We start from the raw sequence: 18,206 nt of genomic DNA, 5'->3' as shown, positions 1-18,206 counted from the left end.
GAGCCGGGGCCTCCTGCGGCCATTAGGGTGAGACCATGCCAGCGAGTTATGCGTACCTCGGCCCGGAGGGGACCTTCACCGAAGTCGCCCTGCGCACCCTCCCGGAAGCCGCCACCCGGGAGCTGATCCCGTACGTGTCGGTGCAGTCCGCGCTGGACGCGGTGCGGGCCGGTGAGGCCGAGGCGGCATTCGTGCCGATCGAGAACTCGGTCGAGGGCGGCATCACGACCACCCTGGACGAGCTGGTCGCGGGCGCCCCGCTGATGATCTACCGCGAGGTGCTGCTGTCGATCACCTTCGCGCTGCTGGTCCGGCCGGGCACCAAGCTCTCGGACATCAAGACGGTCTCCGCCCATCCGGCGGCCCAGTCGCAGGTGCGCAACTGGCTGCGGTCACACCTCCCCGACGCCGACTGGGAGTCCGCCGCCTCGAACGCGGATGCCGCCCGCCTGGTCCAGGAGGGCCGCTACGACGCCGCCTTCGCCGGGGAGTTCGCCGCCGCGCGCTACGGTCTCGAAGCGCTGGAGACCGGCATCCACGATTTCCCGGAGACCGCGCAGACGCGGTTCGTGCTGGTCGGGCGCCCTGCCCGGCCTGCCGCTCCGAGCGGTGCCGACAAGACCTCCGTCGTGCTGTGGCAGCGCGACGACCACCCCGGAGGGCTGCGCGACCTGCTCGGCGAGTTCGCCACCCGGGGCATCAACCTGATGCTGCTCCAGTCCCGCCCGACCGGCGCCGGCATCGGCAACTACTGCTTCTGCGTCGACGCCGAGGGTCATATCTCCGACCGGCGGATGGCCGAGGCCCTGATGGGGCTGAAGCGGATCTGCCTGCAGGTGCGCTTCCTCGGCTCGTACCCGCGGGCGGAGTCCGGGCCCGAGGACGTACGGCCGCCCTTGCTCGGGACCTCGGACGAGGAGTTCGTCGCGGCGGCGGACTGGGTGGCGCGCTGCCAGGACGGGCGTTTCTGAAGCGTTCCAGCCAGTCCCGTTCCAGCCAGTCCTACCTGCATATCTTCGTTATCCACAGAAGTTATCCACAGGTGGGCTTCTCGACCTGGGGACAAGTCGACAGGGAACCTCGACTCGGTCGACAAATCGCCCTACAGGGCCCAAGAGCGCCCACAGGCCCATCGGTCACACTTCGTCCACCTGTTTCCTTTGAACAATCCTTTGGAGCGAACACTTTCCACTCGAAAGTGCGGCTGAATGAGCGTTACGCCGAGAATCCTGAGGTCCGGTTACGGCCTCGGGGTGATCAATTCCGAAGTCCACAGATCTTTCTCACACCCTGTGGATAACTTCCCGGAGGCTGTGGATCGCTGTGGATGGAACGGACCCCAAGTCCCGCCGCCCACAAGCGATTCGAGCCAGTCGGCCTCCCGACGGACACATTGCGCAATTAACCCATAACGCACCGTAAGGAACTATTCGGCGCGTCCTCGAATAGTGAGTCGTGAGCCCTCACCCGGCACCGGTAGCCTTGACCGCGTGATTGACCTTCGCCTGCTTCGTGAGGACCCCGACCGTGTGCGCGCCTCTCAGCGCGCCCGTGGAGAGGACGTCGCGCTCGTCGACGCTCTCCTGTCTGCCGACGAGCGGCGCAGGTCCTCCGGCGTCCGCTTCGACGAGCTGCGCAACGAGCAGAAGTCGCTCGGCAAGCTGATCCCCAAGGCCTCCGCCGAGGAGAAGGCGGACCTGCTCAAGCGGGCCGAGCAGCTGAAGTCCGACGTCAAGGCCGCCGAGGCCGAGCGCGACGCCGCCGACACCGAGACCCAGGATCTGCTGCTCAGGCTCGGCAACCTCGTCCATCCCGACGTCCCCGTGGGCGGCGAGGAGGACTTCGTCACCCTCGAGACGCACGGTGTGATCCGCGACTTCGGCGCCGAGGGCTTCGAGCCCAAGGACCACCTGGAACTCGGCCAGCTGCTCGGCGCCATCGACACCGAGCGCGGCGCCAAGGTCTCCGGCTCCCGCTTCTACTTCCTCACCGGCGTCGGAGCCCTGCTGGAGCTGGCCCTGGTGAACGCCGCGCTGGCCCAGGCCACCGCCGCCGGATTCACGCCGATGCTCACCCCGGCGCTGGTGCGCCCGCAGTCCATGGCCGGCACCGGCTTCCTCGGCCAGGCCGCGCAGGACGTCTACCACCTCGACAAGGACGACCTGTACCTGGTCGGCACCTCCGAGGTGCCGCTGGCGGCGTACCACATGGACGAGATCATCGACGCCGACCAGCTGCCGCTGCGCTACGCCGGCTTCTCGCCGTGCTTCCGCCGCGAGGCCGGCTCGCACGGCAAGGACACCCGCGGCATCTTCCGCGTGCACCAGTTCGACAAGGTCGAGATGTTCTCCTACGTCACCCCCGAGGAGTCGCAGGAGGAGCACAAGCGGCTGCTGGAGTGGGAGAAGCAGTGGCTGACCTCGCTCGAGCTGCCCTTCCGCGTCATCGACGTCGCCTCCGCCGACCTCGGCGCCTCGGCCTCCCGCAAGTTCGACTGCGAGGCGTGGATCCCGACGCAGGGCAAGTACCGCGAGCTGACGTCCACTTCGGACTGCACCGAGTTCCAGTCCCGCCGGCTGTCCATCCGCGTCCGCGAGGACAAGAAGGTCCGCCCGCTGGCCACGCTCAACGGCACGCTGTGCGCCGTACCGCGCACGATCGTGGCGATCCTGGAGAACCACCAGCAGGCAGACGGCTCCGTCCGTGTGCCCGAGGTGCTGCGCCCGTACCTGGGCGGCCGGGAGGTTCTGGAGCCGGTGGCCAAGTGAGTTTCCCGTACGGGCTCGTCGCCACCGATCTCGACGGAACGCTGCTGCGCTCCGACGAGTCGATCTCGCAGCGCACCCGTGACGTGCTCGCCGCGGCCACCGCGGCGGGCGCGGCCCACATCGTCGTCACCGGCCGCGCGGTCCCCTGGACCCGGCACATCCTCGACGACCTCGGCTACCGGGGCCTCGCGGTGTGCGGCCAGGGCGCGCAGGTGTACGACGCCGGGGCGCACCGTCTGCTGACCACGGTCACCCTGGACCGGCAGCTGGCCGGAGTGGCGCTGGCGAAGATCGAGGCGGAGGTCGGCCCGCTGTACCTGGCGGCCAGCCGTGACGGCCTGGACGGCGAGGTGCTCGTCGGCCCCGGCTACGCGCTCACCGGCGCGCTGCCCGCGACGCCGTTCGCGGACGCGTCCGATCTGTGGAGCGCCCCGCTGAACAAGATCTACATTCAGCATCCCGAGCTGTCCGACGACGAGCTGGCCGAGGCGGCCCGGCGTGCCGCGGGCGGCTTCGTCAGCGTCGCCATGGCCGGCGCGGGCATCGTCGAACTGCTGCCGCTCGGCCTGTCGAAGGCCACGGGGCTGTCGCTGGCGGCGCGCCGGCTGAAGCTGAAGGCGGCCGACACGATTGCCTTCGGCGACATGCCCAACGATGTGCCGATGTTCGCGTGGGCGGCGCGGGGTGTGGCCATGGCCAACGCCCACGAGGAGCTCAAGGCGGTCGCCGACGAGGTGACGTCCTCCAACGAGGAGGACGGCATCGCGGTGGTACTGGAACGCTTGCTGGCGTAGCCGGGTTCGCGCCGTCGGGGCTCGGTGCGTTGCCGGGTGCGGGTGAGTGGGTGGCTGGTCGCGCAGTACCCCGCGCCCCCAGGGGGTTGCACTCACCGCCCGCTGACAGCTGCAGCCGTTGCTGCCGACGGGGCTGCAGTTCCCCTAAGGGGCGCGGGGAACTGCGCGCCCGGCCCACCACCACCCGACACCCGACAACGCACCGGACCCCAACGGACCGACCCACCCCAGCCCCAGTGGCAACGTCTCGCGGAGGATGCACGAATCGAACGTGCGCGGGCCTTTCGACCCGACCACGGTTCAGCAAACCGGTGCCTTACCACTCGGCCAATCCTCCGGGTGGGCGGCCCACGCGAGAGCGACATCGCGTGCTCGAAGCGGCCGCCCCGGGCAGCTCCCCGTGCGGCGGGGACTCGACGGTGGGTAACTACACCGTGGTCCGCCGCAGGTTGCCCTGTCGGGAGCTGGACGTACTGCCGTGCATGGACATCGCCCCGCTCCTCTCCCAGCCGGTGGCGCCGGACGAAGTGTCCGGCGGTGTGGACACCGACCACTGTGCCGGTACGGCGACTTGGGCGCCACCGATTAACGGTGAGGCCCCCGTCGCAGCCGGCTGTGGTTACTCCTCGCCCGCCAGCGTCAGCGCCCGCAGCTTCTGACCGGCGTACCAGGTGGCCAGCACGGTGACCGCGATCAGCAGGACCGTCGCCGTCGTCAGCCCGACGTCGGAGGTGACCAGGTCACCGCCGGCGACCTTGTGGGCGACGGCCAGGGACCACTGCTGGATGCTGAGCGTGCGGGCGCCGGGCACCAGGGAGCCGAACAGCGCCTCCCAGACCAGGGCGTAGACCAGGCCGAAGACCACCGCGTGCCGGGACACCGTGCCCAGCAGCAGGAACACGGCCGCGTAGGCGATGGAGGAGACCAGCGCGGCCACCGTGTAGGCGACAGCGATCTGCTGGCCGTTGCCGTTGAGGATCAGACCGGCGACGAGCGTCGGCACGGCGGAGAACACCATGGTCACCGCGATCGCGACGATCAGCTTGGTGATGATGATCGTGGGCCGCTTGACCGGCTTGGACAGCAGGTACACCACCGAGCCGTCGTCGATCTCCGGACCGATCGCGCCGGTGCCGGCGATGACGCCGATGATCGGCACCATGGTGGCGAGCGCGAAGCCGCCGAGGACGTCGGAGGCGGTCTGGTCGTCGGCGCCGGTGAGCGCGCGCACGGCGACGGAGATGACGATCAGCAGCAGCGGCAGCGCGCCGAGGATGAGGGCCCGGCGGCGGCCGAGCAGGGCCCGATAGGTGAGCCGGGCGACAGTGGGGTCGTACATCTTGGGCCTCCTACGCCGCGACCAGATACGAGAACACGGACTCGAGGGACTCGTCGGACGGCGAGACCGTGAGCAGCCGGATGCCGTTCGCCTTGGCGACGCGCGGCAGCAGGGCCGTGAAGCGGGCGAAGTCGACGGCCTGGATGCGCAGCGCGCCCTCGGCGTGGTCGACCTCGATGCCGGAGGTGGACGGATCCGAGATCAGCGCGGCCGCGAGGGCGCGGTCGTCGCTGGAACGCACGAGGTAGCGGTGCGGCCGGTCGGTCATCAGGCGGCGGATCTTGCGGAAGTCACCGCTGGCCGCGTGGCGTCCGGCGACGATCACCTCGATGTGCCGGGCGAGCTGCTCGACCTCCTCGAGGATGTGCGAGGAGAACAGCACGGTGCGGCCCTCGTCGCCCATACGCCTGAGCAGCTCCATCAGCTGCATGCGCTGGCGCGGGTCCATGCCGTTGAACGGCTCGTCGAGCAGCAGCAGCGAGGGGTCGTGGACGAGCGCGCTGGCCATCTTCACGCGCTGCCGCATGCCCTTGGAGTACGTGGCGATCCTGCGGTCCTGGGCGTACTCCATCTCGACGGTCGCCAGGGCCCGCTGGGCCTCCTTGTCGCCGAGGCCGTGCAGTTCGGCGTTGGCGACGACGAATTCGCGGCCGGTGAGGAAGTCGTACATCGCCTCGCGCTCGGGGACGATGCCGATGTGCCGGTAGATCTGCTCGTTGCGCCACACGGCCTGTCCGTCGAGGGTGACGGTGCCGGTGGAGGGGGCGAGGAACCCGCCCATCATGTTGATCAGGGTGGACTTCCCGGCGCCGTTGGGGCCGAGCAGGCCGGTGACGCCGGGCCCGATGGTCATGGTGACGTCGTTGACGGCCACGACGTTGCCGAACCAGCGGGAGACGTGGTCGAGGCTGAGAGTCGTCACAGTCCCACCTTCTTGTAGCGGCGGTTGAGCAGCCCGTAGGTCGCGGCGATCAGACCGAGGGTGACGAGGACGTAGACGGCTCCTTGGGCGTCGGACGGTCCGTCGCCGCCGGGGAAGGCGGACGATGCGCCGAGGAACGCGGACTGCACCCCGTCGATCAGCGTCGTCGGCGAGAACAGTCCCAGCCAGGCGATCGCTCCGGTGCTGTTCTGGGCGTAGGCGATGCCCTGGACGACGGAGACGGCGCCGTAGGAGATGGTCAGAACGGCGATCACGGCGGCGATGCCGAAGCCGCGGCGCGGGGTGACCGAGGCGATGACCAGGCCGATCCCGGCGAAGAGCAGCGACAGCAGTGCCACGGAGACGAGTCCTTGTCCGAATCCCTCGGTCTGGTCGGCGAAGTCCAGCTTGGCGAGCAGCGCGCCGACGTAGAGTACGAGCAGCGGGGTGGCCGTGAGCAGGAACAGTGCCGAGGCGAGCGCGGCGAACTTCGCGCGGACGTAGTCGGCGGTCTCGATGGGCCGTGAGAAGTACAGCGGGACGGTCTTGAAGCGCAGGTCGCGCGAGACCGACTGGGGTGCCTGCGAGGCGACGTACAGGCTGATGACGGCCTGCATGATGATCGCGTAGCGGGTGTAGTCGACGGGCAGGTCCTTGGCCTTGGTGGCGACGGCGACCGCGACCATGATGGCGGCCGGCACGCACATCACCACGAACAGCAGCATCGGCAGCACCTTGGACTTGGCCGACCGGCCCAGGCCGTAGGCGCCGCGCAGGGACTGCGTGTACAGCGAGCGGCGGGCGTAGGCGCGGCCGAGACGGGGGCCGTCGTAGCTGCGGTAGCCGATGTCGTGGATGCGGGACTGGGCCCCGGTGGCGAGGGGGTGCTCAGCGGCCATGGCTCACGGCCTCCTTCCGGTCGTCGTCGCTGCGGCGGTCGTCGCCGTGGGTGAAGACCTCCGAGATGTGGTGCCGGCGCTGTTCCATGCGGACCAGGCCGAGGCCGAGGTCGGCCACCACGTCCCGGATCAGGTCGTAGGTCTCCTCTCCCTGCGCGGTCAGCAGCAGGGTGTGGCCGGCGCCGGGCAGGCCGCTTCCGTCGTCGTGCGTGGTCACTCCGCGCGCGTGCAGCGCCTCGCGGACCGCGTGGGTGCCGTCGGGGTGCTCGTCGCTGTCGGTGACCTCGATCGCGAGGGTGGTCGTGGTCTGCGTGAAGTCGGTGGTGGAACTGGAGCGCAGGAGCTTGCCGCCGTCGACGACGACCACGTGGTCGCAGGTGCGCTCCAACTCGCCCAGCAGGTGGGAGGTGACCAGGACGGAGATCCCGAAGTCGGTGTGCACGCGTCGGATCAGGCCGAGCATCTCGTCGCGGCCGACCGGGTCGAGACCGTTGGTCGGCTCGTCGAGGAAGACCAGCTGTGGGTCGTGCACCAGGGCCTGGGCGAGCTTCACGCGCTGTTTCATGCCCGTGGAGTAGCCGCCGATGGGGCGGTAGCGCTCCTCGTACAGGCCGACGTGGCGCAGGGTGTCCGCGGTGCGCTCGCGGGCCGCGGTGGGCGGCAGGCCGGACATGCGTGCCATGTGCACGACGAACTCGGTGGCCGAGACGTCGGGTGGCAGGCAGTCGTGCTCCGGCATGTAGCCGACGCGCTCGCGGATGGCGGCGCCCTTGGTGGCGACGTCGAGGCCGAGCACCTCGGCGCGGCCCTCCGTGGCGGGGGACAGACCCAGCAGGATCTTGATCAGGGTGGACTTGCCGGCGCCGTTGGCTCCGACGAGTCCGGTCACACCGGGCCCGATGTCCACGGACAGCCGGTCAAGCGCGGTCACCCTCGGGAACCGCTTGCTCAGGCTTTCGGTCGCGATCACAGTCACATCGACGACACTAGTGACGCAGGCCACGGAAAACGTCAGACCGCAGAGCCGTCCTGGTATCAGACTCCAGTCGTACGGGCCCGTAGGGGATCTGGTGCCTGAGAGCTACGGACTCCCCCTCCACCCCCTCTTGCCGCACTCCCTGGGTGCAGGGCACCTCCGCCCCTCGATCCCACCTATTGACTCCGCGTCTAACAAGTGCCAGATTCGCTCAGGTCAAGTTACGGACACGTACCGCAGTCGACGAGGACCGCTGGAGGCGTTGGCATGACGACCGCAGGGACCCGCGAAACCTCCACTGAGCTGCGAGGCTTCCAGCGGGTGCAGCGCCTGGCATACGAGTGCGCCGAGGCGGTGGCGGCCCGGTTGCAACCGGGAGTGACCGAGCGCGAGGCGGCGCGTATGCAGCGCGAGTGGCTGCGTGAGCGTGGGGTGCGCGACTGGTTCCACATGCCGTTCGCCTGGTTCGGCGACCGCACCGCGTTCGTGAACTTCCGGGTGCCGCTGCAGTTCTTCCCCACGGACCGGCGCCTGGAGCCCGGGATGCCTTTCATCCTGGACATGGCCCCGGTGTACGAGGGATACACCGCGGACATCGGCTACTCGGGCTCCCTCGGGCCGAACCCGGTGCAGGACAAGCTGATGGCGGACCTGAAGGCGCACCGCGAGCTGATCCTGCGCGAGGTGCGCGAGCGGCGGTCGCTGCGCGAGATCTACGAGGACGTGGACCGGCTCATGGTCCGGCAGGGTTATGCCGACCGGCACCGCGCCTACCCGTTCGGTGTGATCGCGCACAAGGTGGACCGGGTGCGCGAACGCCGTTTCGCGCCGCGCCTGTTCGGGTTCGGCACGCAGTCGCTCAAGGGACTGCTCTCCGACGCGGTGCACGGTCACCGTGAGGGCTGGTCGCCGCTGTGGTCGCCGTACCGTTTCTCCGACCATCCGCCGCAGCCGGGCCTGTGGGCGGTCGAACCCCATCTGGGCTTTCGGGGCACGGGCGCGAAGTTCGAGGAGATCCTGGTCGTCACCGACTCGAAGGATCCCGCTCAGAGCGCCTTCTGGCTGGACGACGATCTGCCGCACGTGCGGCGCTGGGCGGAGGACAAGTGACTGTCATGGGTGCTCGTGAGCGCCGGGTGCGCGCCGGCGACGTGGAGCTGTGCGTGGCCGAACTGGGCGATCCGGACCGGCCGACGGTGATCCTCGTGCACGGCTATCCGGACAGCAAGGAGGTCTGGTCCGAGGTGGCCGTCCGGCTCGCCGACCGCTTCCACGTCGTGCTGTACGACGTGCGCGGTCACGGCGGGTCCACCGCGCCGAAGCCACTGCGCGGCGGTTTCACGCTGGAGAAGCTCACGGACGACTTCCTGGCGGTCGCGGACGCGGTCAGTCCGGGCCGGCCGGTGCACCTGGTGGGGCACGACTGGGGTTCGGTGCAGTCGTGGGAGTTCGTCACGGTCAAGCGCACCGAGGGGCGCATCGCCTCCTTCACCTCCATGTCGGGGCCGTCCCTGGACCACTTCGGCCACTGGATCGACAAGCGGCTCAAGCGGCCCACGCCCCGCCGGGTGGGTCAGCTCCTCGGCCAGGGCGCCAAGTCCTGGTACGTCTACCTGTTGCACACGCCGAAGGTGCCCGAACTGGCCTGGCGCGGACCGCTCGGCAAGGCCTGGCCCGGCATCCTGCGGCGCGTCGAGCGCACACCCGACGACGACTACCCCACCGCGTCGCTGCGCGGCGACGCGGCGCACGGCGCCTGGCTGTACCGCGACAACGTCCGCGCCCGGCTGCGCAGGCCACGACAGGACGCGTATGCGCACGCGCCCGTGCAGCTCATCACGCCCGTGCAGGACGCGTTCCTGTCCGAGCGGCTCTACGACGATCTGGAGCTGTGGGTTCCGCATCTGACCCGTCGCACGCTTTCGGCCAAGCACTGGATCCCGCGGACCCGGCCCGACCAACTGTCCTCCTGGATCACCGAGTTCGTCACATCCGTCGAGGACGGCAGGCAGCAGGTACCGGCCACCGGTCGCCACGCCGACCGCTTCGGCGGACAGCTCGTCCTGATCACCGGTGCGGGCAGCGGCATCGGGCGGGCCACGGCGTTCGCGTTCGCCGAGGCCGGCGCGCGCGTGATCGCCGTCGACCGGGACGCCGAGGCGGCCGCGCGGACCGCCGAGATGTCCCGGCTGGTGGGCGCACCGAACGCCTGGGCGGAGGCAGTTGACGTCTCCGACGAGCAGGCGATGGAAAAGCTCGCGCAGAAGGTCGCCGTCGAATACGGCGTCGTCGACGTGCTCGTGAACAACGCCGGAATCGGGCTGTCCGGCAGCTTCTTCGACACCACACCGGACGACTGGCGCAAGGTCCTGAACGTCAACTTGTGGGGTGTTATCCATGGTTGCCGTCTCTTGGGGCGGCAGATGGCCGAGCGCGGCCAGGGCGGCCACATCGTCAACGTCGCGTCCGCCGCCGCGTACCAGCCGTCCCGCGCGCTGCCCGCGTACAGCGCCTCCAAGGCGGCCGTGCTGATGCTCAGCGAGTGCCTGAGGGCCGAACTCGCCGAGCAGGCCATCGGGGTGAGTGCGATCTGCCCGGGGTTCGTCAACACCAGCATCACGTCCACGGCCCACTTCGCGGGTGTGGACGCCGAGGAGGAGCGGCGACGGCAGAAGCGCACGGCGCGGCTGTACGGAGTGCGAAACTACCCGCCGGAAAAGGTGGCTGACGCTGTGTTGGGTGCTGTGGTGCGCAACGCCGCAGTGGTGCCGGTGACTCCGGAGGCGCGCCTGTTCCACGCCATGTCCCGTTTCGCTCCTGGTGCTTTGCGTGCGCTGGCGCGGGTCGAGCCTCCTGTGTCGTGACAAGTGGGCTGTATGTCCTGTCGTGTTGACCAACGGGTCCTATATCTGGTCTGGTTGTCCACAGAACCGTCAAGTTGCCTGTGGATAACCGCACTTGGCTGTGGATCAAACCCAGGTGCGGAAAAAAAGTGCGTGACGCAGGTCTCTCGCGTCATCATGACGACATGAACAAAAACGACACGGGCGACAGGCGCGTCGTGCGGGTGTCGAAGTACCTGTCGAAACATCTGCGACACCAGCCGGACCGCATCGGGCTGGTGCTGGACGAGGGCGGCTGGGCCGAGATCGACGCGCTCCTGGCCGCCGCGGCCGAGCATGGCTTTCCGATCACCCGCAAGGAACTGGAACACGTCGTCGCCGCCAACGACAAGCAGCGCTTCGCGATCGAGGGCGGACGGATCCGCGCCAGCCAGGGTCACAGCGTCGACGTGGACCTGGGCCTGTCCCCGGTGACCCCTCCGCCGTACCTCTACCACGGCACGGTCATCCGCTACCTCGATGCCATCCGCGCCGAGGGGCTGCGGCCCATGAACCGGCACGATGTGCACCTCTCGGCCGACCGGGAGACCGCCACGCGTGTGGGCGCACGCCGCGGCAGACCCGTCGTGCTGTCGGTCGACGCCGGCGCCATGCACCGCGACGGCCATGTCTTCCACGTCAGCGCCAACGGGGTGTGGCTGACCCGGGCCGTTCCCGCGCGCTACCTGCGCTTTCCCGAGAGGCACTGACATCCGGCGGTGCCCCGCGGTGATCGTTTCACGTGAAACACGGGTGTGCGCCTACCCTCGGGGGTTATGAGTCTGCGCCTGAGCACCGTGATCCTCCCCCACCGCCGCTGGCACCAAGGCGGCCGTTCGTCCTGGACGCGGGCCGAGCAGCTCGGCTTCCACACCGCGTACACCTACGACCACCTCTCCTGGCGCAGCTTCCGGGACGGGCCGTGGTTCGGTGCCGTGCCGACCCTGACGGCGGCCGCGTCGGTCACCGACCGGATGCGGCTGGGAACGCTGGTGACCTCGCCGAACTTCCGGCACCCGGTGACCCTCGCCAAGGAGTTGATCTCCCTGGACGACATCTCCGGTGGCCGGATCACCCTGGGCATCGGAGCGGGCGGCAACGGCTTCGACGCCATGACCCTGCTGCAGGAGGGCCAGGAGCCGTGGACGCCGCGGGAGCGCGCCGACCGGTTCGCCGAGTTCGTGCCGCTGCTGGACCGCCTCCTCACCGAGGACGCGGTCACGTACGAGGGGACCTTCTACTCGGCGCGTGAGGCGCGCAACATCCCCGGCTGTGTGCAGGGCCCCCGGCTGCCCTTCGCGGTGGCCGCGACCGGCCCGCGCGGGCTGAAGCTCGCCGCACGCCACGGGCAGGCCTGGGTGACCACCGGCGACCCGAAGCTGTATGAGAACGGCACCCCCGAGCAGTCGGTCCAGGCCCTGCGCGGTCAGCTGCAGAAGCTGTCCGAGGCCTGCGCGGCCATCGGGCGGGACGTGGCCGGGATGGACAAGGTCCTGCTGACCGGCTTCACCCCGGATCGCAGCCGTCCGCTGGAGTCGCTGGACGCCTTCGTGGACTTCGCCGGGCGCCACCGGGAGCTGGGGTTCACCGAGATCGTCCTCCACTGGCCGATCCCCGACTCGGACTTCGCGGCGGACGAGAAGGTCTTCGAGGACATCGCCATGGAGGGGCTCGCGCAGCTGGGGTGACGAGGCCGGAGACGCGGGCGGGGCACACACGGCCGTGGGTGACGCGAGCGTGGGGTGACCCGGCTGGGGGTGACCCGGCCGCGGGTGACTCGGTCGCGGGTGACCCGACCGTGGTGGCCCGGCATGGGGGAAACCCTCAGATGCCCTCAGATGTGCACAGTGCCGCACGGTCGTGCGGGCATATGCGGGACAATGGCCCGGTGACCTCAGCGACTCGACAGCCCGAGACCCCGGCCTCCGCTCTCCCGCCGCGGTTGATCGCCACCGATCTCGACGGAACCCTGCTGCGCGACGACAAGTCGGTGTCGCCGCGCACAGTCGCCGCCCTCGCCGCCGCCGAGGCCGCGGGCATCGAGGTCTTCTTCGTCACCGGCCGCCCGGCCCGCTGGATGGACGTCGTCAGCGACCACGTCCACGGCCACGGCCTGGCGATCTGCGGCAACGGCGCCGCCGTGGTCGACCTGCACGGCGGCCCCGGCGCCCACCGCTTCGTGAAGGTGCGCGAGCTGGCCCGGGAGAACGCGCTGGACGCCGTACGCCTGCTGCGCGACGCGGCACCGGGCACCGTGTACGCCATCGAGCAGACCTACGGCTTCAACCAGGAACCGGACTACCCGAAGCTGCACATGGAGGTGCCCGACGTCCTCCTGTCCGCCGAGGAGCTGCTCGGACCGGACGGCCCGCTGCCCGACGAACCGGTACTGAAGATCCTGGCCTACCACCCCTCGATCGAGCCGGACGCCTTCCTCACCCTCGCCCGGCTGGCGATCGGCGAGCGTGCCAACGTCACCCGGTCCAGCCCCAGCGCCCTGCTGGAGATCAGCGGCCCGGACGTCTCCAAGGCCAGCACCCTCGCCCTGTGCTGCGCCGAGCGCGGCATCTCGCACGAGGAGGTCGTCGCCTTCGGGGACATGCCCAACGACGTCGAGATGCTCACCTGGGCCGGTCGGTCGTACGCCATGGGCAACGCCCACCCGGACGTGATAGCCGCGGCCTCGGGACGAACGGTCGCCAACAACGACGACGGGGTGGCCGTCGTGATAGAGCGGCTGCTGGCCGAGCACGGCTGAGCCCCGCCGCTCGGCACCGCCGGCCGTCAGCCCACCCGCACTCCGCGCTCGGCCAGCCACGGCAGCGGGTCCAGCGCCGCACCCATGTCGGGTGTGATCCGCACCTCGAAGTGCAGGTGGGGTCCGGTCGAGTTGCCGGACGTGCCGGACTGGCCGATCCACTGCCCCGCCAGCACCTGCTGCCCCGCGTCGACGCCGACGGCGGCCAGATGGCCGTACTGCGTGTAGTAGCCGCCGGGGTGCTGGAGCACGATCTCGATGCCGAAGGCGCCACCGCAGGCCACCCGCACCACCCGTCCCGCGCCCACCGCCCGCACAGGTGTGCCGATCGGCACCGCGAAGTCCTGCCCGGTGTGCCGGTGCGCCCAGTGCGAGCCGTCGCTGCCGAAGCCCGCGGACAGCTGGTACGTCTCCACCGGCGCGACCCACGCGCGCGTGCCGTCGAGCGGCGGCTGGTCGAGACGGACGGCACCGCGGCAGCTGCCCGCCGCGACGGACGCGTCGGCCTGTCCCTGCAGCCGGGTCCGGGCGTCCTCCAGCTTCGCCTCGATGCCCTTCTTCAGCACGGCGAGTTCGGCGGTGCGCTGCTCCAGCGCCTGCCAGCCGGCGGCCGCCCTGGCCTCGTCGGCGCTCAGCCGGGCCTCGGCCCGGCGGTTCCGGTCGATCGCGCGGGTCACGGTCCCCTGGACCCGGGCGAAGGCGTGCTGTCCGCGCAACGCCTCCTCGGGGTGGTCGGCCAGGAGGAGCCGCGCGGTCATCGGCAGTCCGCCGCCGGAGCGGTACTGGGCCCGCGCGATGCGGCCCAGGTCCTTGTGCAACACACCCAGCTGCTGCCGCTGCCGCTCCAGCAGGCCCTCGGCGCGCAGGGCCCGCACGCGCTGGGCGTCGGCCTCCCGGCGGCCCTGCTCGTACCGCTGGGTCGCCGCGGCCGCGTCCTGATAGAGCCGCGCCACCTCGGCGCTGACGCCGGCAGCGGTGCCGTCGCCGGGCTCGCCGTCGTCCGGTGCGGGGGCCGCCGCGAGCACCGCCAGCGTGCCGAGCAGGACCGCGACGAGCAGCGGGCGACGGCGAAGTGAGCGCATACCGGCGATCGTCGCGCGGGACGGCCCACGCGGTCCTGTCCGAGTCGTACGACTGGGGGAGAGGTGTCCCGCGGATGGGTACGAAAGAGCACCTGTCGGCGTGTCGCACCGCGGACCCGTACCTGGCCGCTCCAGATGCGGCCCGGGTGTCCTCAGCGCGCTCCCACCAGCAGTTCCGCCTCCGCCTCCCGGGCGGCCATGCGCCGCAGCGGCCCCTCCTCGGCGGCCAGCCGCGCGTAGGGGCCGCGCTGCACGATGCGCCCCTGGTCCAGCACGATCACCTCGTCGACGGCGTCCAGACCGGCGAGCCGGTGCGTGACGAGCAGCGTCGTACGGCCCTCGGTGGCGGCCAGCAGGTCAGCGGTGAGGGCGTCGGCGGTCGGCAGGTCCAAGTGCTCGGCGGGCTCGTCCAGGACGAGGACGGGGAAGTCGGCGAGCAGGGCACGGGCCAGGGCCAGACGCTGCCGCTGCCCGCCGGACAACCGGGCGCCGTGCTCGCCGATCAGCGTGTCGAGACCGTCGGGCAGGCTCTCCGCCCAGGTGAGGAGCCGGGCCCGGGCCAGGGCACCGCGCAGGTCGGCCTCCGAGGCGTCCTTCTTCGCCAGCAGGAGGTTCTCGCGCACGGAGCTGTCGAAGAGGTGCGCGTCCTGGGCGCACAGCCCGGCGAAACGGCGCACGTCGTCACCGTCGAGCGCGCGGGCGTCCGCACCGGCCAGCGTGTACGACCCGGCCGCCGGGTCCAGGAAGCGCAGCAGGACCTGCGCGAGGGTCGTCTTGCCGGATCCGGACGGCCCCACCACGGCGACCCGGCGTCCGGGCTCCAGGGTGAGGTCGACACCGGCGAGGGCGTCCCGGTGCCGGCCCGGGTAACGGGCGGTCAGGCCCTTCAGGACGACCGGGAACGGCGTGGTGGGAGCCGCGAGCGGCCGCTCCGGCTCCTGAACGGGCGCGGGGGAGTCCAGTACGTCGTACACGCGCTCGGCACTCTCGCGCACCCGCTGCCGGTACTGCACGGCGAGCGGCAGCGACGTCACGGCCTCGAACGCGGCCAGCGGCGTCAGCACGACGACGGCCATGGCGACGCCGCTGAGCCGTCCGGCGGCGACGGCCTGGGCGCCGACCAGGGCGGAGGCGGCAACCGTCAGCCCGGACAGCAACGCGGTGAGCCCGTCACCGAGTGCGGTGGCGCCGGCGCCGCGGGCAGCGATCGAGGTGAGCGTCCGGTCGGCGCGGGCGGCCTCGGCGGTGCGGGCGGGCAGGGCACCGGCGACGGTGAGTTCCGCGGTGCCGGTGAGCACGTCGGTGACCCGGGTGGCCAGCTCCCCTCGGGCGGGCGCGAGCCGGCGTTCGGCGTGGCGGGCGACGGCTCCGGTGAGCGCCGGGACGCCCACGCCGGCCGCGAGGAGGCCGGCGGCGAGCACCGCACCGGCCTCCGGCAGCAGCCAGGCCGTGAAGCCGACCGCGGCGGCCGACACGAGCGCGGCGGCCCCGGCGGGCAGCAGCCAGCGCAGCCAGTAGTCCTGCAGCGCGTCGACATCACCGACGAGCCGGGCCAGCAGATCGCCCCGGCGCCGGGCGCGCAGTCCCGCGGGCGCGAGCCGCTCCAGGCGCCGGTAGACCGCGACCCGGGTGTCGGCGAGCATGCGCAGCACCGCGTCGTGCGACACCAGGCGCTCCGCGTAGCGGAATACCGCCCGGCCGATTCCGAAGGCGCGGGTCGCCGTCACGGCGACCATCAGATACAGCACGGGCGGCTGCTGGGAGGCCCGGGAGATCAGCCAGCCGGAGGTGGCCATGAGACCGACGGCACTGCCCAGCGCGAGGCTGCCGAGGAGCAGCGCGAGCAGCAGCCGTCCGCGCCGGGCCCCGGACATCGCGCGGACGCGGGTGAGCACGCTCCCCCGGCTGGTCGTGGGCTCGGCACCGGGGTCGGCCGGGTGTGCCTCGACCACCGCTTGCGGGATGTCCACCGGGGGCGAGGTGTCCACCACGTGCGGGAGGTCCACCACGTGCGGGAGGTCCACCGCGTGCGGGAGGTCCACCGCGTGCGGGAGGTCCGCCGCGTGCGGGAGGTCCGCCACGCCGCTCTCCTCGCCCCTCGCCACGCGTGCGGCGGGCTCGGCGGCAGCCTCCAGCCGCACCGCGCCATCCGTGTCCTCCAGCCGCACGACCCGGTCCGCGATCTCCAGCAGGGCAGGCCGGTGGACGACGAGCAGCACCGTGCGTCCCACGGCGAGGCGGCGAACGGTCGCGACGACCTCTGCCTCGGTCCGTCCGTCGAGTGCGGCCGTCGGCTCGTCGAGCAGCAGCACCGGGCGGTCTGCGAGGAACGCCCGGGCCAGCGCGAGTCGCTGCCGCTGCCCGGCGGACAACCCGGCCCCGTCCTCGCCCAGCAGCGTGCCGAGCCCGTGGGGCAGCGCGTCCACGAAGCCCAGCGCCCCCGCGTCGGCGAGGGCCTGCCGCACGGCGGCGTCGTCGGCATCCGGGCGGGCCAGCCGGACGTTTTCGGCGACCGTCCCGGCGAACAGCTGCGGCCGCTGCGGCACCCAGGCGATCCGCGTCCTCCACTGCTCCAGGTCGAGGTCGGCGAGGTCGGCTCCCCCGATCCGCACCCGCCCGCCGACCGGCCTGACGAAGCCCAGCAGGAGGTGCAGCAGGGTCGACTTGCCCGCCCCGCTGGGCCCGACCAGGGCGACCGTCTCCCCCGGTTCCACGGCGAAGGAGACGTCCGTCACCGCGTCCGCGGAGCGGCCGGGGTAGCGCACGGAGACCCCGTCGAAGGCAATGCCTCCGGCGGGTACGGCCTCGGTGCCCGCCTCCGGCAGCGGAGTCTCGAGTACGGCGAAGATCTCCTCCGCAGCCGCCAGCCCTTCAGCGGCCGCGTGGTACTGGGCGCCCACCTGCCGCAGGGGCAGATACGCCTCGGGCGCGAGCACCAGGACGACCAGACCGTCGTAGAGCGTCATCTCGCCGTGGACGAGCCGCATCCCGATCGTGACCGCGACCAGGGCCACGGACAGCGTGGACAGCAGCTCCAGGGCGAAGGAGGACAGGAAGGCAATGCGCAGGGTGCGCAGGGTCGCCTGGCGGTACTCGCCGGTGATCCGCCGGATGGAGTCGGCCTGGGCCTTGGCCCGTCCGAACACCTTCAGTGTGGGCAGCCCGGCGACGACGTCGAGGAAGTGCCCGGACAGCCGGGACAGCAGCCGCCACTGCCGGTCCATCCGGGACTGGGTCGCCCAGCCGATCAGCATCATGAAGACGGGGATGAGCGGCAGGGTGGCGACGATGATGGCCGCCGACACCCAGTCCTCGGTGACGATCCGCGCCAGCACGGCGACAGGCACCGCCACCGCGAGCCCCAGCTGCGGCAGATAGCGCGAGAAGTAGTCGTCCAGCGCGTCGATACCGCGCGTGGCGAGGGTGACCAGCGATCCGGTCCGCCGGCCGCTCAGCCAGCCCGGCCCGAGCTGTGCGGCCCGCTCCAGCAGCCGGCCCCGCAGCTCGGACTTCACCGCCGCGCTCGCCCGGTGGGCGGCGAGTTCGGTGAGCCAGGAGACCAGGGCGCGGCCACCGGCGACGGCCACCAACAGCAGCAGGGGAGTGCGCAGCGCGGACACCGGCATGCCGTGCTGGAACGCGCCGACGACCGTCTCGGCGATGAGCATCGCCTGGGCGATGACCAGCACCGCCCCCAGGGCGCCCAGGCCGACCACCGCCAGAAGGAAGCGGCGGGTGGCCCGGGCGTACCGGAGCAGACGCGGATCGATTGGTTTCACGTGAAAC

General features: G+C 71.3%; 14 protein-coding genes and 1 tRNA gene. 8 read left to right on the top strand and 7 right to left on the bottom strand.

Annotated elements, in window-relative coordinates; genetic code table 11:
• Positions 1-35 precede the first annotated feature (35 nt).
• The 3 genes from pheA (at position 36) to AB0J12_RS18665 (ending at position 3,562) form a co-directional block, all read left to right on the top strand.
• Entirely contained in the window at positions 36-971 is a 936-nt protein-coding gene (pheA, locus tag AB0J12_RS18675) for a prephenate dehydratase (protein ID WP_363265383.1), read from the top strand.
• A 519-nt stretch (positions 972-1,490) separates the two neighbouring features.
• A complete protein-coding gene (gene serS, locus AB0J12_RS18670; protein WP_363265382.1) occupies positions 1,491-2,768 on the top strand; it encodes a serine--tRNA ligase in 1,278 nt (425 codons plus the stop codon).
• Positions 2,765-3,562 carry an HAD family hydrolase gene (locus AB0J12_RS18665; RefSeq protein WP_363265381.1) on the top strand — a complete coding sequence of 266 codons (798 nt, stop codon included), beginning with the start codon at positions 2,765-2,767 and terminating at the stop codon, positions 3,560-3,562. The genes serS and AB0J12_RS18665 overlap by 4 nt, the downstream gene beginning before the upstream one ends.
• Before the next feature lie 250 nt (positions 3,563-3,812).
• On the opposite strand, the gene AB0J12_RS18660 is transcribed toward AB0J12_RS18665, so the two are convergent.
• The 5 genes from AB0J12_RS18660 to AB0J12_RS18640 form a co-directional block, all read right to left on the bottom strand.
• Positions 3,813-3,899: transfer RNA gene (locus tag AB0J12_RS18660), tRNA-Ser, on the bottom strand.
• Between the two features lie 282 nt (positions 3,900-4,181).
• A complete protein-coding gene (locus tag AB0J12_RS18655; RefSeq protein WP_363265380.1) occupies positions 4,182-4,901 on the bottom strand; it encodes an ABC transporter permease in 720 nt (239 codons plus the stop codon).
• 10 nt (positions 4,902-4,911) lie between these two features.
• The gene (locus tag AB0J12_RS18650; protein ID WP_363265379.1) at positions 4,912-5,823 is read right to left on the bottom strand and encodes an ABC transporter ATP-binding protein; all 912 of its coding nucleotides are present in this window, start codon (positions 5,821-5,823) and stop codon (positions 4,912-4,914) included.
• Positions 5,820-6,722, bottom strand: a complete 903-nt coding sequence (locus AB0J12_RS18645; protein WP_363265378.1) for an ABC transporter permease subunit — start codon at positions 6,720-6,722, stop codon at positions 5,820-5,822. The genes AB0J12_RS18650 and AB0J12_RS18645 overlap by 4 nt, the downstream gene beginning before the upstream one ends.
• Positions 6,712-7,692, bottom strand: coding sequence for an ABC transporter ATP-binding protein (locus tag AB0J12_RS18640; protein ID WP_363265414.1), 981 nt, complete (start codon positions 7,690-7,692; stop codon positions 6,712-6,714). The genes AB0J12_RS18645 and AB0J12_RS18640 overlap by 11 nt, the downstream gene beginning before the upstream one ends.
• A 273-nt stretch (positions 7,693-7,965) precedes the next feature.
• Between AB0J12_RS18640 and AB0J12_RS18635 the strand changes: the two genes are divergently transcribed.
• The 5 genes from AB0J12_RS18635 (at position 7,966) to AB0J12_RS18615 (ending at position 13,338) form a co-directional block, all read left to right on the top strand.
• Positions 7,966-8,808 (top strand): M24 family metallopeptidase, encoded by an 843-nt coding sequence (locus AB0J12_RS18635; RefSeq protein ID WP_363265377.1) that lies wholly within the window; start codon positions 7,966-7,968, stop codon positions 8,806-8,808.
• Complete coding sequence (locus AB0J12_RS18630) at positions 8,805-10,562, top strand: SDR family oxidoreductase (protein ID WP_363265376.1); 1,758 nt, start codon at positions 8,805-8,807, stop codon at positions 10,560-10,562. The genes AB0J12_RS18635 and AB0J12_RS18630 overlap by 4 nt, the downstream gene beginning before the upstream one ends.
• A 164-nt stretch (positions 10,563-10,726) precedes the next feature.
• Positions 10,727-11,290 carry an RNA 2'-phosphotransferase gene (locus tag AB0J12_RS18625; RefSeq protein ID WP_363265375.1) on the top strand — a complete coding sequence of 188 codons (564 nt, stop codon included), beginning with the start codon at positions 10,727-10,729 and terminating at the stop codon, positions 11,288-11,290.
• Between the two features lie 66 nt (positions 11,291-11,356).
• A complete protein-coding gene (locus tag AB0J12_RS18620; RefSeq protein WP_363265374.1) occupies positions 11,357-12,268 on the top strand; it encodes an LLM class flavin-dependent oxidoreductase in 912 nt (303 codons plus the stop codon).
• A 182-nt stretch (positions 12,269-12,450) separates the two neighbouring features.
• Complete coding sequence (locus AB0J12_RS18615) at positions 12,451-13,338, top strand: HAD hydrolase family protein (RefSeq protein WP_363265373.1); 888 nt, start codon at positions 12,451-12,453, stop codon at positions 13,336-13,338.
• Positions 13,339-13,364: 26 nt separating this feature from the next.
• On the opposite strand, the gene AB0J12_RS18610 is transcribed toward AB0J12_RS18615, so the two are convergent.
• Both AB0J12_RS18610 and cydD read right to left on the bottom strand, forming a co-directional pair.
• Complete coding sequence (locus AB0J12_RS18610) at positions 13,365-14,420, bottom strand: peptidoglycan DD-metalloendopeptidase family protein (protein WP_363265372.1); 1,056 nt, start codon at positions 14,418-14,420, stop codon at positions 13,365-13,367.
• Between the two features lie 152 nt (positions 14,421-14,572).
• Entirely contained in the window at positions 14,573-18,199 is a 3,627-nt protein-coding gene (gene cydD / locus AB0J12_RS18605) for a thiol reductant ABC exporter subunit CydD (protein WP_363265371.1), read from the bottom strand.
• Between the last annotated feature and the right edge of the window lie 7 nt (positions 18,200-18,206).

The sequence above is a fragment of the Streptomyces sp. NPDC049915 genome (assembly GCF_040656475.1).
GTDB lineage: Bacteria > Actinomycetota > Actinomycetes > Streptomycetales > Streptomycetaceae > Streptomyces.
This window is presented reverse-complemented; position numbering and strand designations above follow the sequence as displayed.